Origin of the sequence: Catonella sp. (genome assembly GCF_052173895.1) — a bacterium.
GTDB lineage: Bacteria > Bacillota > Clostridia > Lachnospirales > Lachnospiraceae > Catonella.
In genome coordinates this window covers 1-25587 of record NZ_JBQMXS010000024.1, presented here as the reverse complement: position 1 = coordinate 25587, position 25587 = coordinate 1, and the positions used below count along the sequence as shown (strand labels likewise).

Here is a 25587-nt window from a genome sequence, read left to right as displayed (position 1 = left end):
GCGTCAGGATATTCAAAAGAAAGATCAGAGAAGAGAGGCTGAGAGGGATTATAAGGTGAAGAATCTGTACTAGAATCTATATTTTTAAACAAAATAAAAAGGAGCTGCAGTCATGGATGAAACAATCTTACAGGAATTAGTGCAGGGGATGGTTGAAATAATAAAAAGTGATATTGTAAAAGTAATATTATATGGTTCAGTTGCAAGAGGTACTAATGATGAAGAATCTGATGTAGATATAATGATTATTCTAAAAAATGAGCTTGACAGCTTTGCAGAAGATAAACTATCGGATTTTATCGTTGATATGAATTTAAAATATGATAAGGTGTTTTCCGTTATTGATGTAAATGTTCATAAATTTGATAAATGGGCTGCTGTATTGCCGTTTTATCAAAATGTTGATAGGGAGGGAATTGTTTTATGGAGAGCAGCTTGATAGAGCTTTCAAAATACAGATTTCAGAGATCAAAAGAAATTATAAAAGATGCAAAATTATTGATTAGTGATAAAAGCTTTTCATCATCAGTTAATCGCTCATATTATGCGATTTTTCATGCATTAAGAGCAATTACTGCACTTGATGGTTTTGATTCGAGTAAACATTCTGGAATAATTGCATATATAAATAAGGAGTATGTAAAGACGGGTATTTTTGATAAATCTTTATCTAAAATATTGGATACATCATTCAGACTTAGAGAAAAAGCAGATTATGATGATTTTTTTATAGTATCAAAAGATACAGCTCTGGAACAGTTAGAAAAGGCTGAAAATGTTATAAATTTAGTAGAAGAATATTTAGAAAAACGCCGGAAATTATAGAAAATGTTGTAATTTGTTATAGAAAGGTAGATATATGAATTTTTTTAAGGATAGGATTAATAAAAAATATTTTGAAATTTCAATGTATGTAATTTTTACCTGTATAGTTATCTTTCTTTTAAGCAGGTTTACAGATCAGCTCCCTTTGATAGCAGGGACAGTAGGTTCGGCGACAAAATGGGTTATAACTATTATAAAGCCTGTAATTGTTGGCTTTATAATAGCTTATCTCTTATTTCCTATGCTTGAAAAACTGGAGGCTTTACTTAGAAAATTAAAGCCTTTAAAGAAAAAGAGTAGTATAAGAGGATTAGCTGTGGCTTTGCAGGGAATAATAATTTTATTAGGATTATTCTTGATAGTATCACTACTTGTGTCTGTAATTACAAGGCAGGCAAGAGCGGCTAATTCAGAGGATATAATAGAAGGTATTAAAACCTATGCTGATTCTATTAACAATCTGTATTGGGATTTGATGGACAGACTTGATAAACTTAACATTAACTCTGCTGAAATAAAATCAAGTGTAGATACCTTTATGAATAACATAGGTTCATATTTGCTAAATTTATCAAGTGGACTTGGTAATCTTGCAAATAACTTAAAAGATGGCGTTGCAACAGCATTTTTTTCTCTTATTTTCAGCATTTACTTTCTACTAGATATGCCTAAGTTAAAGACCTACTGGGGAAGAGTGTTTGAAATTATTCTTCCTAAGAGGGTAAAAACAGTAATTGATACAATTATAAAAGATGCAGATAGAGTATTTTCAGGCTATATAAGAGGACAGGCTATAGATGCGTTTATGGTAGGAGTTGTGGTAAGCACAATATTTTCCATCATAGGTATACAATATGCTATAGTAATAGGCTTGCTTATAGGACTTGGCAATCTGATTCCTTATATGGGGCCGGTTGTAGGCTACAGTTCTATTGTTGTAGTAGGAATAGCTACAAGTGATTATAAAAGTATGGTAATTGCAGCTGTCTCCCTACTTATCATACAGGCAATAGATGGTAATCTTATCTATCCAAAACTTTTGAGTACAAGTGTAAATATACATCCTATGATAGTAATTATTTCCCTGACTGTTGGAGCAAGCATAGGGGGACTTGTGGGTATGATAGTTGCAGTACCGACAGGTGCTTTGGTTAAAGTTTGGTTTGAAAGACTTATAAAACTTGCAGAAAAGAAAAATTTAGATAAGGAAAAGAAGGATAGCATAAATGGATAGATTTGAAAAGATGTTTGATATGCCGGTTGAAAAGGCCTTGCTTTTTGCAGTAAAGCCAATTTTAATTCTTATAGTTTGTAAGATTGTTGTTGGCATAGTGTTAAAGGTTTTAGATAAAGTTTTTGAGAAATCTAAGTTAGATACAGGTATTAAGGGATTTTTCAAACAGATTGTAAGAATAGCACTTTATATAATAGGAATAATTATGGCGGCACAGTCGCTTGAGATAGATACATCTTCGCTTGTAACTCTCTTAGGTGTAGCATCTCTTGCCTTTTCTTTGTCTTTGCAGAATATTCTTACTAATGTCTTTTCGGGAATAATGTTGCTTATAACCAAGCCTTTTGTAACAGGTGATTACATAGAAGTGTCGGGCATAAGTGGAACAGTAACCGCAATAAGCCTTATGCGTACAAGAATACGTACAGCAGACAATAAGGTTGAGTTAATTCCTAATTCTGATGTAGCCTCACAGAGAATATCCAATTATTCGGGTGAAACAAGAAGAAGGGTAGATATAACAGTTTCTGCAGATTATAAGGCGTCCACTAAAGAAGTGATTTCTGCTATACAGGGAGTAATAGATAACGATGAAAGAGTAGTAAAGGAAGAGGGGTATATGCCTACCGTAAGGCTTTCAAAGTTTAATGCTGATGATATTTCGTATGTTGTCAAGGTATGGTGTGAGAATGGGGTTTACTGGGATGTATATTATGATTTGCTGGAAAATATAAGAGAGGCCTATGCTAAAAATGGAATTGAGTTCAGCTATCCGCATAGGGTGGTACATATCGAGAAGTAAATGTGTAAATTTTATGACTAATTTACTTTATATATAGACAAACCAGATAAAGTTGAGTACAATGTAATTGTAAAAAATTAAATATAAGTGACATTGGAGGTTTTATGAAAAGAAAATTATTTGGACTTATATTAGCAGCATCTTTAGCAGTTACAGCGTGCTCAACTACAGGTGGAAATGTTTCTGCAACTAAGGATGACAGTAAGGTGGCGAATGAAACAGGGAGTAAGGGAGTTTCATCAGCAGCAAATAAATCTTCATCTTCTATGGCAGAAGATATGGCTAATAAGTCTGCCTCGGCTGAGGAAGAGAAATTTCCGGAATTTAAGACGACAGACATAAATGGAAATGAAGTTACAGAAAAGATTTTTGCAGATAAAGACATAACTATGGTAAATGTATGGGGAACTTTCTGCGGTCCTTGTATAAATGAGATGCCTGAGCTCCAAAAGATTTATGAAAGCCTTCCTGAGAATGCCAATTTAATCGGAATTGTGGCAGATGTTCCTGAAGGAATGAAGGACGGAATTGATAATGCAAAATATATTGAGGGACAGACAGGAGTTAAGTATACAAATTTAACACTCAGCGATTCACTTGCATCTTTTGCAAGAAGGTTTTATGCAGTTCCCTCTACTATTTTTGTGGATAAAGAGGGTAATATCATAGGTGACCTTGTAATGGGAGCTGATATTGATGCTTATGTAAAAAACTTACAGAAAGTCCTTACCGATTGGAAATATGAGGGATAAATGTCTCTCTACCTTGACAAACCAGCCTAATGACAGTAAACTTTTTGTATAGAGTATAAATTTTGGAGGGGATTATGGCAAGGGAGTATAATTCCAAAGGGAAAAATGAAGTTATTGCTTATTTGAAAGCACATAATGAACATAGGCTTACAGTGGCTGAGATTTTAGAAGGGCTTAAGGAAGAAGGCATAAGTATCAACCGTTCCACTATTTATAGGAATTTAGACAGATTGGTTGAAAGTGGAGATATATTGGCTTTTAAAGGCAAGGACAATGAATCTGCTTTTTACCAGTATTCAGGGGAACATAAGGAGTGTAATGAACATCTTCATTTGCAGTGTAATTCTTGTGGAAAGATTTTCCATTTGGAGCATGGTTTTGTAGATGATTTTATGTCACGTCTACGTAAGGACTGCAAGGTGGAGCTTGATGTGTCTAAGACAATGCTTGTAGGTACTTGTGAGAAATGTCTAGGGAAAAATTAAAACCTTGAATAATGTACAAAATAAAGCATGGCTTATAGTGGTATGGGCTATGCTTTTTTGTTAGAATACTTAGCAATTACATATAGAGTTTAGTGGTGAAAAAGTTTGTAAACTGTGGTATAATGAAAAAATAAGTGTATTACTAATATTCTTCAAACAGGAATAAGCTTATATGAGAGGGAATAACCTATGACTTTACAACAGTTACGCTATGTTATAGAAGTGGCTAAAACAGGTTCTATGAATGTGGCGGCAAAGCAGCTTTTTGTGAGCCAGCCAAGCCTTTCAATGGCAATAAGGGAACTTGAAAATAATGTACATATATCAATATTTGAGAGGAGTACCAAGGGGGTTGTGATAACTGCTGAGGGAGAAGAATTTTTAGGTTATGCAAGGCAGATTATTAATCAGGTGGAACTTTTAGAGGATAAGTATATAGAAACAGGACTAATAAAAAAGAAGTTTGGAGTATCTGCACAACACTATTCCTTTGCTGTAAAAGCCTTTGTGGAGATGGTAAAGGGCTTTGATATGGATAAATATGAGTTTGCCATAAGAGAGGCGAGGACTTATGATGTGATACATGATGTGGTTACAGGAAAGAGTGAGATAGGTATACTCTATACTAATGAATTTAATGAAAAGGTACTGAATAAGATTTTTAAGGATAACCAGCTTGAATTTATACATCTTTTTACCTGTGAGGGGTATGCATATCTTTGGAAACATCATCCACTTGCAAAAAAAGAAGTGATTGCATTAGAGGAACTTCAAGATTACCCTTGTCTTTCATTTGAGCAGGGAGATAATAATTCGTTTTATTTTGCAGAAGAAATACTCAGCACCTATGATTTTAAAAAGGTAATTAAGTCAAATGACAGGGCTACGAACTTGAATCTTATGATTGGACTTAATGCTTTTACACTTTGTTCAGGAATTATATGTGAAGAGCTTAATGGCAGTGATTATATAGCAGTAAAGCTTTCTGAAGAAGTAACTATGGATATAGGATATATCAAGAGGGCTCACATGAATATGAGTGAAATAGGTGAGCTTTATATAGAAGAAATTAAGAAGTATGTGGGTGGAGAGATAAAAAATGAATAGAATAGAAACAGGTATAGAAGGGCTGTTTGTAATAGAGCCAAAGGTATTTGGCGACCATAGAGGATGGTTTATGGAAAGTTGGTCAAAGAGAAAATTTGAAGAAATAGGTATTTATTGTGAATTTGTTCAGGATAATCATTCATTTTCGGAAAAAAAAGGAACTCTTAGAGGACTTCATTTTCAAAAGGGAGAATTTGCACAGGCAAAACTTGTCCGAGTATTAAGAGGGGCAGTGTATGATGTGGCCGTAGACCTTAGGAAAGACTCAGCAACATTCTTAAAATGGTTTGGGGTGGAGCTTAGTGAGGAAAATAAAAAGGAATTTTTTATACCACGTGGTTTTGCACATGGTTTTTTGACTCTGACAGATAGTGTAGAGTTTGCCTATAAGGCAGATAATTATTATAATAAAGAGTCTGAGGGGGCAATTCGTTATGATGATGATAGGATAGGGGTTGACTGGAAATTCCAAGCGAATGAAATAAAAAAAGTGATAGTTTCAGATAAGGATGAACTAGCCAAAAGGTTTGGAGAGTTGTCTGAGGATTGTTTTTTAATGTAATGTAGAAAGCTTATTAGGATAGAGAGGAAGATATAATGAAGGTTATAGTTACGGGTGGAGCAGGGTTTATTGGTACTAATTTTATATATTATGTGCTTGAGAAACATCCTGAAAATGAGTATATTTGTTTAGATAAATTGACCTATGCAGGTAATCTTACAAATTTAGAAGAGGCGATTAAAAATCCTAGATTTAAGTTTGTAAAAGGTGACATAGCTGATAGAGATCTTATATATAGGTTGTTTGCAGAAGAAAGACCGGATCAGATAGTTAATTTTGCAGCAGAGAGCCATGTTGACCGCTCGGTACTTTTTCCGGATGAATTTTTAAGGACTAATATAACAGGAGTTGGTGTACTTCTAGATGCTTGCAGAAAATATGGAATAGAGCGTTTTCATCAAGTTTCTACGGATGAGGTATATGGAGATTTACCACTTGATAGAAAAGATTTGTTTTTTACAGAGGATACACCGCTCAACCCTTCAAGTCCGTATTCTTCGTCCAAGGCGTCAGCAGATCTTATAGCCCTTGCATATCATAGGACTTATGGACTTCCGGTGACTATATCAAGATGTTCAAATAACTATGGAGCATATCAATTTCCGGAGAAGTTGATTCCACTTATGATATATAATGCAATGCATGACATAGAACTTCCTGTTTATGGAGAGGGGATCAACGTAAGAGATTGGTTGTTTGTTGAGGATCATTGCATAGCGATAGATTTAATTTTACAAAGTGGAAAGATTGGTGAAGTATACAATGTAGGTGGTCATAATGAGAAACAGAATATAGAGGTGGTAAAAGCAATTCTTAAGGCGACAAATAAGCCGAAAACTCTTATTAAATACGTGACAGACAGGCCGGGACATGACTTAAGATATGCTATAGATCCTGAGAAGATATGGAATGAACTTGGTTGGAAACCTCTTACTCCTTTTGAAAAAGGAATTGAACAGACTATTAAATGGTATTTGGAGAATGTTGAATGGATGAAAGACATAATGACAGGAGAGTATGAGAAATACTATTCAGAAGTATATAATAATCGTGAAGAAAAGTTTGGCAGGTAGAAGATGAGGATATTTATAACAGGGGCAGAGGGACAGCTTGGAAAGGCTCTTATAAAAGAACTACTTGGAAATAAACAAAAATTTGAATTTAAACTGATGCTTACAGTAATTAATGAAGTATCTTGGAACTCCTTATATAACTGGATGAATGAAAATGCTCTTTTAGATGAAAGGGCAGAGATAACTGCTTTAGATATAACGGACTTTTATTTAGTAAAGGCAGCAATAGAAAATTTTGTGCCGGATGTAGTTATAAACTGTGTGGCTTATACTGCTGTGGATGATTGTGAGGAACATGAGGAAGAGGCAAGGCTTGTAAATGAAACAGGGGCGAAAAACCTTGCTATGGCAGTAAAAGCTCTTGGGGCTTGCTTGGTTCATATTTCAACTGACTATGTCTTTGACGGAAATGGTACTATTCCTTATAAAGAAGAAGAGATAACTAATCCTATAAATGCTTATGGAAGAACTAAGATGCTTGGTGAAAAGGCAGTTTGTGAAACTCTTAACAATTATTTTTTAATACGAACTGCTTGGTTGTATGGAGAGGGTAAAAATTTTGTAAAAACAATGCTTAGATTAGCTGAGAATAATAAGGTTCTTCGTGTAGTTGCTGATCAAACAGGTTCTCCTACAAGTGCAAGGGAACTTGCAAGATTTATAATATACTTGATTCAGACTAAAAAATATGGCATCTGGCATGGAGTGTGTGATGGGGAAACTTCGTGGTATGAATTTACAAAAGAAATTATGAGGCTGTCAGGTAGAGATGTAGAGGTTATTCCAATTAAATCAGAGGAATATAAGACTAAAGCAAACCGGCCACATTATTCAGTGCTTTCAAATGAAAAGATGCATAAAGAGACTGAGTTTGGTATAAAGGCTTGGGAAGATGCACTTAAGGAGTATTTGGATTCATTAAAGTTATGATGAGAGGAGAAAAATAGTGAGCAGTGCAAATGAAGAAAAGGAAAATTTAAAAACGGTGGAGGAACTTAAAAAGGCTGCAGAAAATCTTGACAGTTTGACCAATAAGTTGAATGACTTTGCAGACATGCTTGACAATAAGGCAGAGGAGGAAGTAGAAAGAAAGCGACTGATGAACAAGATATTAGCCAAAAAAACTTTTGGAATAATAGGTTGGGGATTTTTTGCACTTGTAGTAATATCAATCATAGCTCAGCAGCTTTCAATGACTATTCTGAAAATGATGGTAAAGACGGGACAAGGATTTCCCGGTATAGTAGCATATCTAATATCATTTCTGCCTTTGTATCTAGTGGCCTTTCCAATAATGTTTTTGATTATAGGGAAACTTCCTAAAGATAATGCAGCAAAGACGGATATTGATATTATTACTCTTATCAAGTGTTTTTGTATGTGCATAACTATTATGTATGTTGGAAATGTAATAGGGACGGTTCTGTCTACATATATAGGGGGAGTATTTGGTAAAATTTCAAGCAATAATTTGGCTGAGATTATAATGAATACAGATGTGTTCAGTACCATGATATTTGTTGTAATTTTGGGTCCTGTGATGGAAGAGATTGTATTTAGAAAACTTCTTATAGATAGGATTGTACAATATGGAGAGAGAAATGCAATGTTTCTTTCAGCTCTTATGTTTGGGTTGTTTCATATGAATCTTTTCCAGTTTTTCTATGCATTTGGAATAGGACTAATTTTTGGATACATATATATTAAGAGTAGGAGGGTAGGCTATTCAATAGTTTTCCATATGATAATTAATTTTATGGGTTCATTAGTGGCAATTCAGGTAGCAAATAATTTTGGAGATGATATGGTAGAAAAATTGCTAAATGGAGATGCAGCAGTGTTTTCACAAACTTTAAGTACTGAACTGATATTATCAGCAATATACATTATTATTATGCTCGTTATTTTTATTTTAGGACTTGCCTTTCTCATTGGTAGTAGGAAAAAGATAGAATTGGATGCAGGTGGTACATTATTTACAAGGAAAGAAGAGAAGGGTGTTGTCTACGGTAACTATGGAATGGCATTTTTTATAGCGGCTTGTCTTGTAATGATGGTGATTACAACAATGGCTCAGCTAAGTTAGGGGATTATGAAAGAAGAAAAAGTAGTTTATGTAATCGGACACAAAAATCCTGACACAGATTCAATCTGTTCAGCTATTTCCTATGCAACTCTTAAAAATCTGACTTCTAATGGAATTAAATATATTCCAAAACGAGCAGGACAGATTAATGAGGAAACGGAATATATTTTAAAAAGGCTTGAGATTGAACCTCCGGGGTATATGTCGGATGCCGGTACACAGGTAAGAGACATGGAAATTCATGAAACACCATTTGCAGATGCAAGCCTCACTATAAAAGAGGCTTGGGAGCTGATGATGGAGTCAAAGGCGGCCTCTTTACCTATTACCGATAGTGAGGGTCGGCTTGAGGGTATTATAGGTATAGGAGATATTGCGAAGTATTTTATGGGTAATGCTGATGAAAATATTCTTTCTAAGGCAAGAACCCAGTATAAGAGAATGGCAGATACCCTAGATGGAAAACTTGTTTTAGGAAATGAGCATGGATACTTTATCAAGGGTAGGGTTATCATAGGAACAGATGATCCCAAACTACTGGCCTTAAATATGGCAGCGGATGACCTTGTAGTGCTTGGTAATAGAAAAGATACACAGCTTGCAGCGATAAAAGCTGATGCCAGCTGCATAGTTATAAGTGGTGGAAATACTGTCGGAGATGATGTGATAGCTGCTGCAAAGAAAAAAAGTTGTGTTATTATAGAAAGCCCGATGGATACTTATACCATAGCTACATTAATAAGCCACAGCATACCGGTGAGATATTTAATGAAATGCGAGGGTATAGTAACCTTTCATACACATGATTTTACAGATGCGATTAAGGAGATAATGGGTAAGTACCGTTATCGTGATTTTCCTATTATAGATGCCGATGGACGCTGTCTTGGTACTATCTCACGCAGAAATCTTATCAATGTAAGGAAAAAACAGATTATTTTAGTGGATCATAATGAACGGACGCAGACGGTTGATAATATAGAAGAGGCAGAAATTTTAGAAATAATTGATCATCATAGGATAGGCTCACTTGAAACTATGGGGCCTGTTATGTTTAGAAATCAGCCGGTAGGATGTACAGCAACAATTATTTATCAGATGTACAATGAAAAAGGGGTAGAGATACCTAAAAAGGTAGCAGGACTTCTTTCAGCTGCAATTCTTTCCGATACCCTTATGTTTCGCTCTCCGACCTGCACTAAGTTTGATCAAGAGGCGGTTACTGTACTTGCAAATATTGCAGGTATAAATATAGAAGATTTTGCTAATGATATGTTTATGGCAGGCAGCAATCTTTCAGGTAAAGCACCGGAGGAAATTTTCTATCAGGATTTCAAGAAGTTTATGGCCGGAGAAATTTCTTTTGGAGTAGGACAGATTAACTCAATGGATGCAAAATCTCTTGCAAATGCAGAAGAGAAGATAAGGCCTATTCTTCAAAATGAATGTGGTAAGAATGGAATGTCGATGGTATTTTTCATGCTTACCAATATAGTGGAAGAATCAACTAGGTTGGTCTGCTTTGGAGAGGGAAGTGAGAGGATTATAGAAAAGGCCTTTGACGTAAAGGCCTATAAGGATGTAGCTACCTTAAAGGGAGTAGTGTCAAGAAAGAAACAGCTGATACCGTCTATAATGGGTGTATTTAATGCTTAACGCCTGAACTTGCTCTTGAAATTGTTTTGTTAAAAGGGTATGATTGTTTTTTGGATGAAACTAATATTTTGATTATGGAGGTATAAAGATGGCTTACGAAAAAGAAATAAGTGATTATATTGAAAGTCATAAGGAAGAAATGCTGAATGACCTTATGGATATGATAAGAATAAATAGTGAAAAGGGTGAGGAAAAGCCGGGGATGCCTTATGGAGAAGGGCCTTATAAAGCAATTCAGTCAGCATCTAAGCTGCTTGAGGGATATGGATTTAAAATTACAAATTATGATAATAGGGTAATTACAGCAGATTCTTTCGACCTACCTAATCAGTTAGATATATTAGCACATCTTGATGTAGTTCCGGCAGGAGACGACTGGACAGTTACGGAGCCTTACAATCCCGTAATTAAAGAGGGCCTCCTTTATGGAAGGGGTAGCTGTGACGATAAAGGACCTGCAATAGCAGCGGTTTATGCAGTTAGAGCAGTTAAAGAACTTGGAATTCCATTAAAGCAGGGTGTTAGGCTTATTTTAGGCTCAGATGAAGAATGTGGAAGTAGTGATGTGGAATATTATTATTCTAAGGAAAAAGCTGCTCCGATGACTATTACTCCTGATGCATCATGGCCTCTTATCAATATTGAAAAGGGCGGAATTCACAACGAATTTACTGTCTCGTTTGAAAAAACAGACATGACACCGAGCGTTGTTTCCGTAAAAGGTGGAATTAAGATTAATGTAGTTCCTGGTAAGGCAACTGCTGTGGTTAAAGGTCTTAAAGAAAAAGATGTCAGAGATATAACAAACAAGTTCGAGGAAGAAACAGGGCTTAAGTTTGTGTTTGCTGAGGATGGAGATAATCTTAATATTACAGCAATAGGAGTAAATGCTCATGCCTCACTTCCTCATATGGGGAAAAATGCAGTACAGGGGATTGTTACACTTTTGTCAAAATTTCCTCTTGCAGATGCTCCTGTTAATAATTATATTAAGGCTCTAAATAACATCTTCCCTTATGGAGACTACAATGGTAGAACAATGGGGGTAGACTTAAAGGATGATGTATCAGGTGAAACTACTGTGAGCTTTGATATACTTGAAGTTTCAGAAACACATTTTATGGGAGCTTTCGACTGTCGTGCAAGTATAGTGGCTAACGATGAGAATACAGGTAAGGTAATGGAGGCTAAGATACGTGAGCAGGGATTTAAAATAGAAGAAAAAGCTATGTTTGAACCACATATTGTAGATGGGGATTCTCCTCTTGTAAAAACCTTGCTGGGGTGCTATGAAAAAGGTTTTGGAGTTACAGGGGCTAAGCCTATAGCTATAGGTGGAGGAACTTATGTACATCATGTTGAAAATGGTGTAGCTTTTGGATGTGAAGTGCCTGAGGTAGATAACCATATGCATGGAGCAGATGAATTTATGGAAGTTGATATGATAATTAAGAGTGCAAAAATATTTGCAGATGCGATAGTGGAGCTTTGCGGTTAAATGAAAATTTTAAAAAGAATTTATAGGGTATATAAGAGATATAATCCGGATGAATCAATTTTTGGATATTTTAAAAGGCATATTGGGCAGGTTTTACTTGCCCTTATGCTTTCTCTGTTTGTAACAGGAATTTTTTGCTTTAATGCTGTAAAAACAGTATACTACAGACATGGTAAAGATTTAGAAAAGCTATTTTATACTGATGATTTCGACAATACAGTATGGGGGATCATACTTATACTTCTTCCTGTGCTTTTATTAATATATGGAATTTTTTGCTTTGCAGGGACACCTAAAGGCAAAAAGATTATAAAAAGGTCTGATAATTCGGTACTTACGCAGATTATTACAATATTTGCACTTGCAGGAGCAGGAGCAATACTCAGATATGGCGAAAAGGAAATCTATGGACTGGTTAATAAGTTTATCTTAAATAATGATGGAGTAGCTTATTTAAAATTTATAGGAGCTATATTACTTATAACTTTGGGTATGACTTGGGAGAAACTTGTTATTTGGCTTAAATCAGGAGGGGCTTATAAGCATCCTTGGTTTATAAAATGCTTTATGGCAGGGCTTACAGGACTTATGGGCTTTTATCTTGTAGAGATGCAGATGGGAACACCTCCTAGCGTAGTAGTGAAGATGATGTTTTTCAATATTATGTACTGGGTTATTCTATATACATTTTTATATGCAATATTTAGAGGAATTAAGTTACCGGCAATGCTTTGCATTATAGTGGCATATTTGCTTGGACTTGCAAATTATGTTGTATTGCAGTTTAGGGGCAACTATATTATGTTTGGCGACCTTACAGTAGTAGGTACAGCTATGGAGGTAGCAGGAAGATATAAATTCCATCCTGATATGCCGTTTTTTATAACAATTGGCATATTTATAGCGTTTTTAATTATAATTATCCTCATTCCTAGATTTAAAAGAAGAAAAACCGGAATTGTACGGAGGGTGATTACAACCCTGATAGCAGTCGGTATAATGTCGGTATTTTGTATAGCCTCATTTCAAGATGGGCTTTTATATAATTACATATTTGGACTTTCTTGGAACTATAATCAAAATGTAACGGATGAGGGGTATTTGGCATATTTTTTTAGTAATATGCATGCTACAAGTGGTGTTAAGGTAGAGGGATACAGTGCGAAGATAGCTAGAGATGCGGTAGAAGAGGTACTTGCCTCCTCAGATAATATAATGAAAGACCATAAAGATGGAGAGAGGTTTCCTACTATTATAGTAATTCAAAATGAAACCTTTGCAGACCTTTCTGTGCTTGCAGATATTAAGACAGACAAACCTGTTATGCCATTTATTAACAGCCTGAAAAAAAATACTATAAAGGGCTATGTAAACATGAGTGTGACAGGAGGACCTACTGCGAATACGGAGTTTGAATTTCTTACAAGAAGTTCTATGGCTTATATGCCGACAGGTTCTGTGCCTTATACCCAGTATCTTAAGCAGAATGTACCATCCTTGGTAGAAGTGCTTAAACATCAGCCGAAACCATACAAGACAACAGCTTTCCATCCTTACTATTCATCAGGATATAACAGGCGAAGTGTATATGAATATATAGGTTTTGAGGAAACTGTATTTTATGAGGAATTTAAGGGTAAGGAACTTCTTAGAGGGCTTATTACAGATAGAAATGATTATAAAGATTTAATAGCAATGTATGAAAAAAATAAAAAATTTAACAAGAATCAGCCACAGTTTTTCTTTAATGTGACTATGCAAAACCATGGTGGATTTTCCAATAACAAGGTTAATTTTGAAGAACCGGTTACAATAACCAATTTTAAGGCGGTTCAGGCTCTTAATAATTTTGTATCTCTTATGAGAACTAGTGATACAGCCTTGGTAGATTTGATAAATTATTTCAAAAAGGTAGATGAAGAGGTAATTATTTTGTTTTATGGAGACCATCAGCCGTCATTTTCAGATGATGCGACAAAACAGCTTAATGAGCATAGCATTTATAAGAGTGACAGTGATAAGAGACTTTCTAAATTTGTAGTTCCATATCTTATCTGGGCTAATTATGATATTCCTGAGTATGATGGAATGCACGAAGGAGGGCTTACAGGTGAATATAATATGATTTCGGTAAACTATCTTGCATCCATGCTTTTAAAATATGCCGGAGTGGAACTTACTGACTATGATAAGTATTTGTTAAATATTCATCAATATATTCCTGCTATGTCTGCACTTGGTTATTGGGATGGAAATGGAAAGAGATTATTTTCAACTCATCTTACCAAACCGGAATCCACTGAATTTGGCAAAAATACTAGGCATAAGCAGAAGAAGATAGATGAAAAGAAAGCGGAAAAATTAAGAAAAGGATATGAGAATGTACAGTATAATTTGATTTTTGACGCTAAAGATAAACTATGGGGTATATTTTTACCCAATAAATGAAGGGAAAATAAATGAAAAATCTAATTAGGTATATTGGTATTGTATTGCTGTTTTTTATTACATCTTTGTGTTTTTTAGAGTCGGTCAAGGCAAGGGTAGATGATGAGGTAATAGTTGAGGGTGGTTATAAATTTCTTTTGTATTATAATCACGCTATTCAAAGTTATGTTGTGGATGGAAATGACATATATATTCAGCAGGCATATAGTGAAAATGAATTTGATGAATTTGAAGATTATCAGACAGGAGAAGTTGAAAACTTGGTTTTGGTAAGCAGGTGCCAGTATTCAGCTGAGTATGATGCTTATAAGCCGGTTGATCACATGGTACTTCGTGATGTAGGTCATGGGCAGACTTTGCAAGTGTATAATTATAATGGTAAAAAATACCTGCTGATTTCCTGTGGAAACAAGCGTGTTTCATACAAATCTCTTTGGTGGTCTACTCAGATAGGAAGAGTGGAGTATGAGCCGGGAGCATTTTTGGAGAATGAAGAAATAGAAAGACTTACCTATCTTAACTATTCAAACAAGAAGGTAAAAAGATTTGGAACAACAATGCGTGCGGATGCAACACTTACTCCGGATAAAAAAGTACTGGTTATTTGGAAGGTAAATGAGAAGGGGGAGTCTGAGTATACAGGCTATAAGATGTCAGTAGTAAATCGGGAACTTGATAAGGCAAAAAACAATACAGTAAATATCAAAGAAAATAAAAAATTAAAAAAGGCAGTAGTATTTTCTACAAAGGCTCATAAAATTTCAGTCAGGTCTTTTCAGGGTTTAGCTGTGAGTAATAAGGTAAAGGGGAAATATTTTATGTATATTTCTTCGGGGAACGAAAGAGTATCTAAAAAAATAGGGATTTCTATATATAAGTATGAGATAAGTGGTTCTAAACTAAAATATAAGGATAGGGTTAAGCTAAATTCAGAAGATGTATGGAGCTCATTTCCACCGGATACTGATGAAGAAGATGATGAAACAGCAAGTAAAGGTATAACTGAAGAAGATGATGATTACGAGGATGGTGACGGTTATACTGAGGATGATGAAGATGCAGTATTAGCTGAAGTAGAAGACATAAAGATAGTTGGGTTAGAACTTCAGTTTGTATTAAGAGATACCGGAAATCCAGACCATCAGATTCTTTGTACTATACCACTAGATGAGTTTTAGATGATTTTTGTTTAATACATTGCAAAACTAAAGAGATATGGTTATAATTGATAGAAGATGGATGTAACCTAATAAGGAGCAGTTGAGGAGGTTTTTTATGAATACGAACGAGGCTACAAAGAATATTGGAGAGATTTATATAGCTGATGAGGTAGTATCTGCAATAGCAGGGCTCGCAGCGCTTGAAGTAGAAGGAGTGAAGGCAGTAGCCGGCAGACCTTCAGAAAATTTTAACTCAAAAAATGCTTATAAGAAAGTTAAGGTACAGGTAGCAGGAGCTATGGTATATGTGGATATGTCTGTTGATATTCAGTATGGATATAGTATTCCTAAAGTTACAAAACAGATTCAAGAAAAAGTAATTACTGCCCTACAAAATATGATTGGCTTAACTTGTAAAGAAGTAAATATAAAGGTTGTGGTTGCTCCTGATACTGTTTAAGTTTAATAAATCTCCTTTAAGCAGATTTACTTAAAGGGGATTTTTGAATACATAAATTAATTGTAAACGAAAGGCTTTTTTATGACAAGAAGAGAATTTAGGGAACATACTGCTATACTAACATTTATTTATGAATTTTATCCTGAAGATGAATGGGAAGAGCAGTTTGATTTTTATTCAGATTATGCAGGAATAAGTATGGATGATAGAGAAAGTTTAAGGCTAAGAGTTCTTGCAGTAGAGAATAAAAAGAGAGAAATAGATGATTTCATAGATAAAGCAAGCAGGAAATGGAGAATTAGCAGGATTGCAAAGACAGACTTAATGCTACTACGTGTTGCTGTGTATGAGATAAAATTTGATGAAGAAGTACCGAATAAGGTGGCTGTCAACGAGGCAATAGAGTTGGCTAAAATTTATGGCGGTGATGAATCGCCTGCCTTTGTAAATGGTGTTCTTGCTAAGTTTATGACGAAGGAAGAAAAAAAGGAAGAAAACTAATATGGCTGAGGAGAGGATATTTTCAGTATCAGAACTTACTCAAAAGATAAAAAATAGGCTTGAGGATGGATTTTTGCCTCCGTATATAAGGCTTAGTGGAGAGGTGTCAAAACCTCAGTTTTCAGGAGGACATCTATACTTCACTGTTAAGGACAGCGGTGCTATAATGAACTGCGTAATGTGGAGAACAAGTATAGCATCCGGACTTAAATTTGATATAGAAACCGGACAGAAGGTAGTGGTAACAGGAGATATAAAAGTCTATGCACCGAGTGGAAGATATCAGTTTCAAGCTGTAAGGATAGAAAAAGAGGGTGTGGGCAATAAGTTTTATGAACTTGAGAAACTTAAGCAAAAACTTATGGCTGAGGGTTTGTTTGATATTGCACATAAAAAGCCAATACCTAAATACCCGAAAAGGATAGGTATAGTGACAGCAAAGAGCGGAGCAGTAATAGATGATATATGCAAGGTAGCCAGAGACCATAATGTTTATGTAAATCTCATCTTATGTCCGGCCAAAGTTCAAGGAGAAGATGCGGCAATTACATTGATTAAAGGAATTGAGCGACTTGAAGAACTGGGCGTAGATATAATAATCATAGGTAGGGGCGGAGGCTCTATGGAAGACCTCTGGTGTTTCAATGATGAACGGCTTGCAAGAGCTGTTTATAACTGTAAGATACCGGTTATATCAGGAGTGGGACATGAGCCTGATTGGACTATTATAGATGGAGTGGCTGATCTTAGGGCGGCAACACCTACAGATGCAGCTAAGCAGGCAATTCCTGTTTTAAGAGAGCATTTGGAAAATTTAGATAATTATAAAGAAAGGCTAAAAAATAATATTCAGGCCAAGATTGATAAGTTGAAACATAAACTTTCAGATACGGAACTGATGATAAAAAAACAGAGTCCACAGATGAAGTTTAAGGAGATAGAACGGAGGTTAGATTTATACTCAGTTAATTTTAATAAGAGTATAAGGGATAAAATAGACAGCTACGATAAATACATAACAGCGAGCAGGCAGAACATAGGCCGTATGATGAGGGCTACGTATGAAACATCTAATAGAAGATATATTTCGCTTGCGACAGAATTGGATGGCAATTCTCCTATGAAAAGACTTTTGGGAGGATATTCATATATTGAGAATGATGCAGGAGATAATGTAAACAGCATTAAAAAGGTAAAGACAGGAGAAAGGCTTAAGCTGGTACTTTCAGATGGTTCGTTAAAAGCGAAGGTAGAGGAGGTTAATGAGAAACATGGCTGAGAACAATGTAAAGACTATTGAAGAAAATATGATTAGACTTGAAGAAATAAATAAGCTTATGAATAATTCAAGTATAAAATTGGACGAGTCTTTTAAGCTTTATAAAGAGGGCGTTGAATTGGTTGAAACTTGTAAAAAACAGCTAATAGGTGTTGAAAAAGAAATGGAAGTCCTAGAGGATTAGGTAAATATTATGAATAGTAATTTTTCTGAAAAACTTAGCCAGAAGATATACGATGCTGAGGCTGTTATTAGGGAATATACACCAGATAATCTGAAAGGTAATGCTGTTTTAGGAGAGGCTATGTGCTACAGCTTGTACGCAGGTGGAAAAAGGCTCCGTCCAATCCTAATGATTGAAACATACAGGCTTTTTGGAGGCAGAAAAGAAGAAATTATAAGACATTTTGCCGGTGCTGTAGAGATGATACATACTTATTCGCTAATTCATGATGATTTGCCTGCCATGGATGATGATGATTTAAGACGGGGAAAGCCTACTAATCATAAGGTGTATGGAGAGGCTATGGCGATATTGGCTGGAGATGGTCTATTAAACTATGCGATAGAAACTGCAAGTAAGGCATTTAGATATTGTGAAAATATTAACGAATATAAAGCTGTAGGAGAGGCTGTTAGCAGGTTGTTTCACTATTCAGGGAAGGATGGGATGATAGGTGGACAAGTGCTTGATATGTTTACAGAAGATGGCAAGAGAGAGAAAGATGAGGCTTTCTTTGTTAATATGTATGGACTTAAGACAGGTGGGCTTATAAAGGCGAGTTTTGAAATAGGGGCTATACTTGCAGGTGCTAAGGAGGTAGAACTTATTCATATAAGTGAGGTTGGAGAGGCGTTTGGACTTCTTTTTCAGTTACAGGATGATATTTTGGATGTAAGTGGAGATGAAACCAAACTTGGTAAACCACTGCATAGTGATGAAAAAAATAATAAGTACACATATTTTAATCTTCTCGGAACTGATAGAGCTAAAAAGCTGATAGAAGAAAAAAATGATTATATAATAGATAATTTGAAGAATCTTTGCAGTAAAAATAATGATTATGATGGTTTCATTATTGATTTTGCAAAATATTTAAAAAATAGGGACAGATAGGCAGATGGGGGTGAAGTTATGCCGTTACTAGACAGTATCAACGAACCTAATGACATAAAAAAAGTATCTGAGGATGAACTTAAAGAATTAGCAGTAGAAATAAGAAGGCTTTTGATTAAATCAGCCTCAAAAAATGGAGGTCATCTAGCATCGAACCTTGGAATAGTTGAACTTACCCTTGCCTTACATCGCTATCTTGATTTTCCTAAGGATAGGCTGATTTGGGATGTGGGACATCAGTCTTATGTACACAAAATCCTTACGGGGCGAAAAGAAAGATTTGACAGTCTTAGAAAACTAAATGGAATATCAGGGTTTCCGAAGAGAAATGAAAGTGATTGTGATGCCTTTGGAACAGGTCATGCATCAACGTCAATTTCAGCTGCCCTTGGAATGGTAGCAGCCAGAGATATAAGGGGGACGGATGAAAAGGTCGTTGCGGTAATAGGTGATGGTGCAATGACAGGTGGAATGGCACTTGAGGCACTTAATAATGCAGGGACAATAAGTTCAAATCTAATAATAATACTAAATGATAATGAGCGTTCTATTTCAAGGAATGTTGGTGGAGTTGCAAGATATTTAGATGGAATAAGGACTAGCAGAAAATACCTTAAGTTAAAAAGTGATGTAAAAGAGGTGTTGAGGAGTTCTACGGTAGGTGGAAAACTGTTTCAAAAGATAAAAACCTCCAAGGATGTAATAAAAAGGATGTTTGTACCCGGAATGTTTTTTGAGGACATGGGACTTACTTATCTTGGACCTATTAACGGACATAATGTTAAAGAAATGAAATTAGCCCTTGAAAATGCAGGGAGGGTTGATGGTGCAGTAATTATCCATGTAATTACTAAAAAAGGGCTTGGATATAAGAAGGCAGAGGAAAATCCTGCAAAGTTTCATGGGGTTGAGCCTTTTGACATAAAAACAGGAGAAAATTTAAATATAACAACAGGTAAGAGTTATACATCTATATTTTCGGATACAATTTTGGAGATGGCAAAAGAGGATGAAAGGCTTGTGGCAGTAACTGCGGCAATGCCTTTTGGAACAGGACTGTATAATTTTAAGCAGGCTTATCCAAATCGTTTTTTTGATGTAGGCATAGCAGAGGAACATGCCGTTACCTTTGCGGCAGGTATGGCGGCAGAGGGTTTAAAGCCTATTGTTGCAATATATTCTACATTTTTGCAGAGAGCTTATGACCAAATTATTCATGATGTCTGTCTTCAGGGGCTACCGGTAGTTTTTGCCATAGATAGGGCAGGACTGGTTGGTAATGATGGAGATACACATCAGGGAATATTTGATACCAGTTATTTAGCAACTGTACCGGAGCTTACAGTGATGAGTCCTAAAGATGGAAAAGAACTGAAAGAAATGTTAAAATATGCTTATAGTCTTAATAAACCGGTTGCAGTAAGATATCCTAGAGGTACGGCCGGTGACTTTGAGGACATAGAGTTTAAGCCTATTGCTTACTATGAGAATGAAATTCTTAGAGAAGGGAAAAATATTATTATATTTGCAACAGGAAAAACAGTGAAACTTGCACTGGAAGTATGTAGGATTTTAAATGAAAGCAGACTGAATCCTACTGTTGTAAATGTAAGGTTCTTGGATAAGGCTGATAAAAAAGTATTAGAAAAACTTAAAAACACTCATAATATTGTAGTTACTATTGAAGAGAGTGTTTTTACAGGGAGTTATACAGAGAGGCTTATGGCTGAGTCTGCGAAGAATAGATTTGATTATGATTTTATTATTACAACTCTTCCGGATAGCTTTATTGAGCATGGAAGTATTGAAGAACTGTGGGAAAAATATGGATTTAATGCGAAGAAAATTGCAGAGAAAATAAAAGAAAAGGCTCTTTTTAAGTTAGATGAAGAGCTTTTTAGAAGGTAGTAAGTATGAAAGAAAGACTGGATGTACTTCTGATTGAAAGAGGTTTTTTTGAATCTAGAGAGAAAGCTAAAGCTGTAATAATGGCAGGTGAAGTTTTTGTAAATGGTCAGAGGGAGGATAAGGCAGGCAGTAAGTTTGACAAGGACGCAGAAATAGAAGTTAGGGGGAAAGTGCTTAAATATGTTAGCAGAGGTGGACTTAAGTTAGAAAAAGCTGTGGAAGTATATGGCATAGATCTTGAGAACAAGGTTTGCATAGACATAGGCTCATCTACAGGAGGATTTACAGATTGTATGATTCAACATGGTGCAGTATTGGTGTATGCAATAGATGTAGGTACTAATCAGCTCGCTTGGAAATTAAGGGAAGACCCAAGGGTTGTATCTATGGAAAAGACAAATATTCGCTATGTTACAGAAGATCAGTTGCCTCAAAAGGCAGACTTTGCCTCGGTGGATGTATCATTTATTTCACTTACCAAGGTACTACCTTCTGCAATATGCCTATTAAAAGAAGAGGCAGAAATGGTTTGCCTTATAAAACCTCAGTTTGAGGCCGGTAGAGAAAAAGTAGGGAAAAAGGGTGTTGTAAGGGATTTTGCTGTACATAGAGAAGTAATAGAAATGGTAGTGAATTTCTCAATAGAACTGAATTTTTTAATAAAGGGACTCACCTTTTCTCCGGTAAAAGGCCCGGAGGGGAATATTGAATACCTGCTATACATGGAGAAACAGAAGGAGAGAATGTCTGAGCAGGCAATCCATAATATCTTGACAGATATAGAAAGAGTGGTAGATGAGGCTAAAGCTACCCTTAATCAGACGGAGGTATGATGACGAAGATAGGGATTATAGTAAATCATTCTACCAAAGCAGGCGAGGCCGATGTAGCTAAAATATGCGAATATATAGAGAAAAAAGGTGGAAGTTTCCATAGGCTGAAAGTTAGGGAAAATGGTGGCGAGCTTAGAGAAAATTTTACCGATATATCAGAACTACCAAAGGATGCCACCTGTGTAATGGCGTTTGGAGGAGATGGTACTATTATTCAGGCTGCTAGGGAATTAGCACCTATAGGAGTGCCGGTATTAGGTGTTAACCTTGGAACAGTGGGTTTTTTAGCTGAAGTAGAATTAGAGCAGATATATGAAGCAGTTGATTCGGTGATTGAAGGAAATTTTCATATTGAAAAAAGATTTATGCTAAATGGCAAGGTTATAAAAGAGGGAAAGATAGTCTACGAGTCCAATGCTTTAAACGATATAGTAGTAGCAAGAGGAAATTTTGTAAGAGCTATATCTACCATGGTATACATAGATGGTAACCCTATGAAAAATCTTTATGGAGATGGAATTATAGTGACTACACCGACAGGATCTACCGGATATAATTTATCTGCCGGCGGTGCAATCATAATGCCGGATGCAGAGGTTTTCGGTATACTTCCTATATGTCCTCATAGCTTTAATTCACGAGGAGTGATTACCTCAGCTTTGTCAAAGGTAGTGGTAGATGTAGAGTGGAACAAAAGAAGTGAACCGGTGGAAGCAATAGCAAGTTTTGATGGAAATGAGGGAATAAGGCTTTTGCCTGGTGATAGCGTAGAGATAGTAAGAGCGGAACTTACAGTTCCGTTTTTAAGGATTACTGATTTTAAGTTTTTTGATAGTTTAAGAAAAAAATTTTTGACAATCTGATTAAAAATATTAGAGGGGTTTTATGAAGATAAAAAGGCATAACGAGATAATTGAACTTATAAAAACAACAGAGATAGGTACTCAGGAAGAATTGCTGGCTCAGCTTAAAAGTAAAGGATATGATGTAACTCAAGCTACTATTTCAAGAGATATTAGAGAACTGCGATTGACTAAAGTTAACTCTAATGGAAGGCAAAAGTATGCAGTACTTGTTAATGATGAGGAATTTAGCGATAAGTATGTGAGGGTGCTGAAAGAAGGCTTTGTATCAATGGTTTCTTCAGGTAATTTGATAGTGTTAAAAACTATTACAGGAATGGCTATGGCTGTGGCTACTGCCATAGATGCATTGGAAATTAAGGAAATTATAGGTTGTATAGCCGGAGATGACACTATATTTATAGCTATTTCTGCAACAAGTTCTAATTCAGATGTAATGAATAAATTGAAAAAACTTACAAGAGAAGACTAGATACTTTACATACAGTCCGGTTGATGGTAAAATTAAAGGTATGCTAGAAGTTATTATAATGAAATGAGGAAGATAAGATGTCGGGACATTCAAAATTTGCAAATATTAAACATAAGAAAGAGAAAAATGATGCTGCTAAGGGTAAAATATTTACCATTATCGGAAGAGAAATAGCCGTTGCTGTAAAGGAAGGAGGAGCAGATCCTGCCAATAACTCAAGGCTACGTGATGTAATAGCTAAGGCTAAGGCTAACAATATGCCAAATGACACTATAGACAGAGGTATAAAGAAGGCAGCAGGAGATGCAAACTCAGTTAACTATGAACATGCAGTATATGAAGGCTATGGACCAAGTGGTACTGCTATTATAGTTGAAACACTTACCGATAATAAGAACCGTACAGCGGCAAATGTAAGAAATGCTTTTACTAAAGGTGGTGGAAATGTAGGAACACCGGGCTGTGTATCCTATATGTTTGATGAAAAGGGTCAGATTCTGATAGATAAAGAAGAATACAGTGCAGATCCTGATGAGTTTATGATGACAGTTATAGATGCAGGAGCGGAAGACTTTGTGGATAACGAAGACAGCTTTGAAATTTTAACTTCTCCTGATATGTTCTCTGAGGTAAGAGAAAAACTTGAAAAGCTTGGTGTACCTATGGCTGAGGCAGAAGTAAAGATGATACCTCAGAACTATGTAAGTCTTACAAATGAAGATGATATAAAGAAGATAAATAAGATATTTGACTTACTTGATGCAGAAGATGATGTACAGAATGTATTTCATAACTGGGATGAGTAAGTTAAGATAATTATAAAAGAACCATATCGTTTGCGAAAGTAAGTGATATGGTTTTATTAAAAAATGACACATAACTGTCAAAGGACTGGAATAGCATTGTAGTATATCGGCAGCAATTCCGCTGTATTAGACAGGATTCAGTTCACATAACAGATTGATGTAACAAGGAGAATGACAATGAATAATAGTAGCAGAAAAGTTATTAAAAATTTTAGGAGTAAGCTTGCATTTTTTCTTGCACTGTTAATGGTGTTAAATATAGCTCCATTGCCTGAAAGTGCAGGGGAGGGGATAGCCTCATTTATTGTTAAAAGTTTGTCAGATATACAGAAACTTGTAGGAAATCAGGTGAACAGTGTATTTGCGGAAGATGATAAGGATTATATTCTAACGGATGATGTTCAAGACGGTTTTAGAAAAAATGTGTCAAACGGTAAAGGCTCAGATGAATTTACACTTATTCAGGATTCATCCAAGTTAGTGCTTAAAAGCGTAACTAAAAATCAGCCAGATAATTCACAAGCTGTAGTCGGTGCAACACTTACAGTGGAAGATACAGCAAATGAAAGGGTTGTAAAAGTAGAAAAAACAGACACCGAAATTAGGTTTACAAAAAAAGGAGCAGGTAGGAGACAGATAACAGGAAAAGTACAGCTTAATGGAGGAGGGACATATCCGTTTAGCTTTTATGTTAGGGTTGCTCTGGAGATAGATAAGAAAAAAGACTTAAATAAGTCTAAGCCTCATTACGATCAGATATTTTCGTTTGACAAAGAACCTAATACTTTGGTTATGCCTAATGTTAAGGAAAAATATCAGATTAAGATTAAAGGATATGGAGAATCTGCCGGTAAAATTGACTACTCAAAAACTCCACTTGATTGGGCGATAAGTGTAAATAAAGATAATAGAGATAAGTCGGTATTGGATGTGGACAGAGCAACAGGTGAAATTACTGCAGTTGGAGCCGGTGTTGCAGAGGTTACGGTAACAACTCAAGAGGATCCGATAGGAAAACCGGATACTGTGTCAACAAAGGTATTAGTACCTTTGAAATTATCTACAAATAATGTGACAGCTGAAGGATATTCTAAATTTGCTGATGATATAAAGGAAGGTAAGGTTATAGAACTTGATGCAAGTGGCAGCAAGACTATTTTTACCAATGCTTATGATCCTAATGATATAGAATGGGAAGTAAAACAGGATGGTAAGCCAGTAAAAAATGTACTCTCATTTACAAATACAACAGTTATGACAGATGCATCTGCAAGTAGTGTTAAAATAGAAGGGAAAAGGGCAGGAACCTATGATGTAACTGCAGTTTTAAAGAAGGTAAGTGGTGATATTAAAGACACAGCAGGAGTGAGAGCTACTTTTAAGGTAAAAATTCCTCTTAATATGCCGGACAAGTTAACTAAGCACATGAATGTTGGCGACATATATAGTATAGATAATGAGTACAACATAGGAAATATCCAAAATTTTACATTTAAGTCACGAGAACCGGCTATAGCTAAGGTTAACTCTTCAACTTCAGAAATAACTGCTTTGAAGGTAGGAACTACTACTGTTGATATGACGGATAATAGTAGTGGAACGAATTATACTATAACTGTAGTTGTAATTGATAAGATTGCCTTAAGTACGAGCGATGTAA

General features: G+C 35.6%; 26 protein-coding genes. All 26 read left to right on the top strand.

The features are described 5' to 3' along the window. Nucleotides 1-112: 112 nt before the first annotated feature. A complete protein-coding gene (locus ACTTG8_RS06540) occupies nt 113-439 on the top strand; it encodes a nucleotidyltransferase domain-containing protein (RefSeq protein WP_442561322.1) in 327 nt (108 codons plus the stop codon). After that, nucleotides 424-825 carry a HEPN domain-containing protein gene (locus ACTTG8_RS06535; protein WP_442561321.1) on the top strand — a complete coding sequence of 134 codons (402 nt, stop codon included), beginning with the start codon at nt 424-426 and terminating at the stop codon, nt 823-825. The genes ACTTG8_RS06540 and ACTTG8_RS06535 overlap by 16 nt, the downstream gene beginning before the upstream one ends. A 34-nt stretch (nt 826-859) precedes the next feature. Continuing rightward, nucleotides 860-2059 carry an AI-2E family transporter gene (locus ACTTG8_RS06530; protein ID WP_442561320.1) on the top strand — a complete coding sequence of 400 codons (1200 nt, stop codon included), beginning with the start codon at nt 860-862 and terminating at the stop codon, nt 2057-2059. Then, nucleotides 2052-2861, top strand: coding sequence for a mechanosensitive ion channel family protein (locus ACTTG8_RS06525; RefSeq protein ID WP_442561319.1), 810 nt, complete (start codon nt 2052-2054; stop codon nt 2859-2861). The genes ACTTG8_RS06530 and ACTTG8_RS06525 overlap by 8 nt, the downstream gene beginning before the upstream one ends. 104 nt (nt 2862-2965) lie before the next feature. Next, on the top strand, nt 2966-3613 hold the full coding sequence (locus ACTTG8_RS06520; protein ID WP_442561318.1) for a TlpA family protein disulfide reductase: 648 nt from the start codon (nt 2966-2968) through the stop codon (nt 3611-3613). 74 nt (nt 3614-3687) lie between these two features. Beyond that, a complete protein-coding gene (locus ACTTG8_RS06515; protein ID WP_442561317.1) occupies nt 3688-4098 on the top strand; it encodes a Fur family transcriptional regulator in 411 nt (136 codons plus the stop codon). 189 nt (nt 4099-4287) lie between these two features. Then, nucleotides 4288-5205, top strand: a complete 918-nt coding sequence (locus ACTTG8_RS06510; protein WP_442561316.1) for a LysR family transcriptional regulator — start codon at nt 4288-4290, stop codon at nt 5203-5205. Continuing rightward, the gene (gene rfbC, locus ACTTG8_RS06505) at nt 5198-5767 is read left to right on the top strand and encodes a dTDP-4-dehydrorhamnose 3,5-epimerase (RefSeq protein ID WP_442561315.1); all 570 of its coding nucleotides are present in this window, start codon (nt 5198-5200) and stop codon (nt 5765-5767) included. The genes ACTTG8_RS06510 and rfbC overlap by 8 nt, the downstream gene beginning before the upstream one ends. Before the next feature lie 35 nt (nt 5768-5802). Then, nucleotides 5803-6840 carry a dTDP-glucose 4,6-dehydratase gene (gene rfbB, locus ACTTG8_RS06500; protein ID WP_442561314.1) on the top strand — a complete coding sequence of 346 codons (1038 nt, stop codon included), beginning with the start codon at nt 5803-5805 and terminating at the stop codon, nt 6838-6840. A 3-nt stretch (nt 6841-6843) separates the two neighbouring features. Next, nucleotides 6844-7770 carry a dTDP-4-dehydrorhamnose reductase gene (gene rfbD, locus ACTTG8_RS06495; protein ID WP_442561313.1) on the top strand — a complete coding sequence of 309 codons (927 nt, stop codon included), beginning with the start codon at nt 6844-6846 and terminating at the stop codon, nt 7768-7770. A 16-nt stretch (nt 7771-7786) separates the two neighbouring features. Continuing rightward, the gene (locus tag ACTTG8_RS06490; protein ID WP_442561312.1) at nt 7787-8926 is read left to right on the top strand and encodes a CPBP family intramembrane glutamic endopeptidase; all 1140 of its coding nucleotides are present in this window, start codon (nt 7787-7789) and stop codon (nt 8924-8926) included. A gap of 6 nt (nt 8927-8932) precedes the next feature. Next, complete coding sequence (locus ACTTG8_RS06485) at nt 8933-10582, top strand: putative manganese-dependent inorganic diphosphatase (protein WP_442561311.1); 1650 nt, start codon at nt 8933-8935, stop codon at nt 10580-10582. 88 nt (nt 10583-10670) lie between these two features. Then, nucleotides 10671-12080: a Sapep family Mn(2+)-dependent dipeptidase gene (locus tag ACTTG8_RS06480; RefSeq protein WP_442561310.1), complete on the top strand. Its 1410-nt coding sequence runs from the start codon at nt 10671-10673 to the stop codon at nt 12078-12080. Further along, a complete protein-coding gene (locus ACTTG8_RS06475) occupies nt 12081-14528 on the top strand; it encodes an LTA synthase family protein (RefSeq protein ID WP_442561309.1) in 2448 nt (815 codons plus the stop codon). Nucleotides 14529-14539: 11 nt separating this feature from the next. Beyond that, nucleotides 14540-15706 carry a helveticin J family class III bacteriocin gene (locus ACTTG8_RS06470; protein WP_442561308.1) on the top strand — a complete coding sequence of 389 codons (1167 nt, stop codon included), beginning with the start codon at nt 14540-14542 and terminating at the stop codon, nt 15704-15706. Nucleotides 15707-15803: 97 nt separating this feature from the next. Further along, a complete protein-coding gene (locus ACTTG8_RS06465; protein WP_442561307.1) occupies nt 15804-16148 on the top strand; it encodes an Asp23/Gls24 family envelope stress response protein in 345 nt (114 codons plus the stop codon). Between the two features lie 81 nt (nt 16149-16229). Then, entirely contained in the window at nt 16230-16649 is a 420-nt protein-coding gene (gene nusB, locus ACTTG8_RS06460) for a transcription antitermination factor NusB (protein ID WP_442561306.1), read from the top strand. Nucleotide 16650: 1 nt separating this feature from the next. Beyond that, entirely contained in the window at nt 16651-17928 is a 1278-nt protein-coding gene (xseA, locus tag ACTTG8_RS06455) for an exodeoxyribonuclease VII large subunit (RefSeq protein ID WP_442561305.1), read from the top strand. After that, nucleotides 17921-18112, top strand: a complete 192-nt coding sequence (xseB, locus tag ACTTG8_RS06450; protein ID WP_442561304.1) for an exodeoxyribonuclease VII small subunit — start codon at nt 17921-17923, stop codon at nt 18110-18112. Before xseA ends, xseB begins: the two co-directional genes overlap by 8 nt. A gap of 9 nt (nt 18113-18121) precedes the next feature. Next, nucleotides 18122-19045: a polyprenyl synthetase family protein gene (locus ACTTG8_RS06445; protein ID WP_442561303.1), complete on the top strand. Its 924-nt coding sequence runs from the start codon at nt 18122-18124 to the stop codon at nt 19043-19045. A gap of 18 nt (nt 19046-19063) precedes the next feature. Continuing rightward, the gene (gene dxs / locus ACTTG8_RS06440) at nt 19064-20953 is read left to right on the top strand and encodes a 1-deoxy-D-xylulose-5-phosphate synthase (protein ID WP_442561302.1); all 1890 of its coding nucleotides are present in this window, start codon (nt 19064-19066) and stop codon (nt 20951-20953) included. A 5-nt stretch (nt 20954-20958) separates the two neighbouring features. Then, complete coding sequence (locus ACTTG8_RS06435; protein ID WP_442561301.1) at nt 20959-21786, top strand: TlyA family RNA methyltransferase; 828 nt, start codon at nt 20959-20961, stop codon at nt 21784-21786. Beyond that, a complete protein-coding gene (locus tag ACTTG8_RS06430; protein ID WP_442561300.1) occupies nt 21783-22649 on the top strand; it encodes an NAD(+)/NADH kinase in 867 nt (288 codons plus the stop codon). Before ACTTG8_RS06435 ends, ACTTG8_RS06430 begins: the two co-directional genes overlap by 4 nt. 22 nt (nt 22650-22671) lie before the next feature. After that, nucleotides 22672-23121: an arginine repressor gene (locus ACTTG8_RS06425; protein ID WP_442561299.1), complete on the top strand. Its 450-nt coding sequence runs from the start codon at nt 22672-22674 to the stop codon at nt 23119-23121. 77 nt (nt 23122-23198) lie between these two features. Continuing rightward, nucleotides 23199-23927, top strand: coding sequence for a YebC/PmpR family DNA-binding transcriptional regulator (locus ACTTG8_RS06420; RefSeq protein WP_442561298.1), 729 nt, complete (start codon nt 23199-23201; stop codon nt 23925-23927). Between the two features lie 177 nt (nt 23928-24104). After that, nucleotides 24105-25587: hypothetical protein (locus tag ACTTG8_RS06415; protein WP_442561297.1), on the top strand; the 1483-nt coding region annotated here is incomplete at its 3' end.

Bases quoted from the DNA above. Each gene is read 5' to 3' on its own strand.
- ACTTG8_RS06465 (WP_442561307.1), top strand. From the start codon at position 15,804: ATGAATACGAACGAGGCTACAAAGAATATTGGAGAGATTTATATAGCT.
- ACTTG8_RS06530 (WP_442561320.1), top strand. From the start codon at position 860: ATGAATTTTTTTAAGGATAGGATTAATAAAAAATATTTTGAAATTTCA.
- nusB (WP_442561306.1), top strand. From the start codon at position 16,230: ATGACAAGAAGAGAATTTAGGGAACATACTGCTATACTAACATTTATT.
- ACTTG8_RS06470 (WP_442561308.1), top strand. From the start codon at position 14,540: ATGAAAAATCTAATTAGGTATATTGGTATTGTATTGCTGTTTTTTATT.
- ACTTG8_RS06420 (WP_442561298.1), top strand. From the start codon at position 23,199: ATGTCGGGACATTCAAAATTTGCAAATATTAAACATAAGAAAGAGAAA.
- ACTTG8_RS06525 (WP_442561319.1), top strand. From the start codon at position 2,052: ATGGATAGATTTGAAAAGATGTTTGATATGCCGGTTGAAAAGGCCTTG.
- ACTTG8_RS06515 (WP_442561317.1), top strand. From the start codon at position 3,688: ATGGCAAGGGAGTATAATTCCAAAGGGAAAAATGAAGTTATTGCTTAT.
- ACTTG8_RS06520 (WP_442561318.1), top strand. From the start codon at position 2,966: ATGAAAAGAAAATTATTTGGACTTATATTAGCAGCATCTTTAGCAGTT.
- xseB (WP_442561304.1), top strand. From the start codon at position 17,921: ATGGCTGAGAACAATGTAAAGACTATTGAAGAAAATATGATTAGACTT.
- xseA (WP_442561305.1), top strand. From the start codon at position 16,651: ATGGCTGAGGAGAGGATATTTTCAGTATCAGAACTTACTCAAAAGATA.
- ACTTG8_RS06435 (WP_442561301.1), top strand. From the start codon at position 20,959: ATGAAAGAAAGACTGGATGTACTTCTGATTGAAAGAGGTTTTTTTGAA.
- ACTTG8_RS06475 (WP_442561309.1), top strand. From the start codon at position 12,081: ATGAAAATTTTAAAAAGAATTTATAGGGTATATAAGAGATATAATCCG.
- ACTTG8_RS06480 (WP_442561310.1), top strand. From the start codon at position 10,671: ATGGCTTACGAAAAAGAAATAAGTGATTATATTGAAAGTCATAAGGAA.
- ACTTG8_RS06510 (WP_442561316.1), top strand. From the start codon at position 4,288: ATGACTTTACAACAGTTACGCTATGTTATAGAAGTGGCTAAAACAGGT.
- ACTTG8_RS06485 (WP_442561311.1), top strand. From the start codon at position 8,933: ATGAAAGAAGAAAAAGTAGTTTATGTAATCGGACACAAAAATCCTGAC.
- ACTTG8_RS06425 (WP_442561299.1), top strand. From the start codon at position 22,672: ATGAAGATAAAAAGGCATAACGAGATAATTGAACTTATAAAAACAACA.
- ACTTG8_RS06430 (WP_442561300.1), top strand. From the start codon at position 21,783: ATGATGACGAAGATAGGGATTATAGTAAATCATTCTACCAAAGCAGGC.
- rfbC (WP_442561315.1), top strand. From the start codon at position 5,198: ATGAATAGAATAGAAACAGGTATAGAAGGGCTGTTTGTAATAGAGCCA.
- rfbB (WP_442561314.1), top strand. From the start codon at position 5,803: ATGAAGGTTATAGTTACGGGTGGAGCAGGGTTTATTGGTACTAATTTT.
- dxs (WP_442561302.1), top strand. From the start codon at position 19,064: ATGCCGTTACTAGACAGTATCAACGAACCTAATGACATAAAAAAAGTA.
- rfbD (WP_442561313.1), top strand. From the start codon at position 6,844: ATGAGGATATTTATAACAGGGGCAGAGGGACAGCTTGGAAAGGCTCTT.
- ACTTG8_RS06445 (WP_442561303.1), top strand. From the start codon at position 18,122: ATGAATAGTAATTTTTCTGAAAAACTTAGCCAGAAGATATACGATGCT.
- ACTTG8_RS06540 (WP_442561322.1), top strand. From the start codon at position 113: ATGGATGAAACAATCTTACAGGAATTAGTGCAGGGGATGGTTGAAATA.
- ACTTG8_RS06535 (WP_442561321.1), top strand. From the start codon at position 424: ATGGAGAGCAGCTTGATAGAGCTTTCAAAATACAGATTTCAGAGATCA.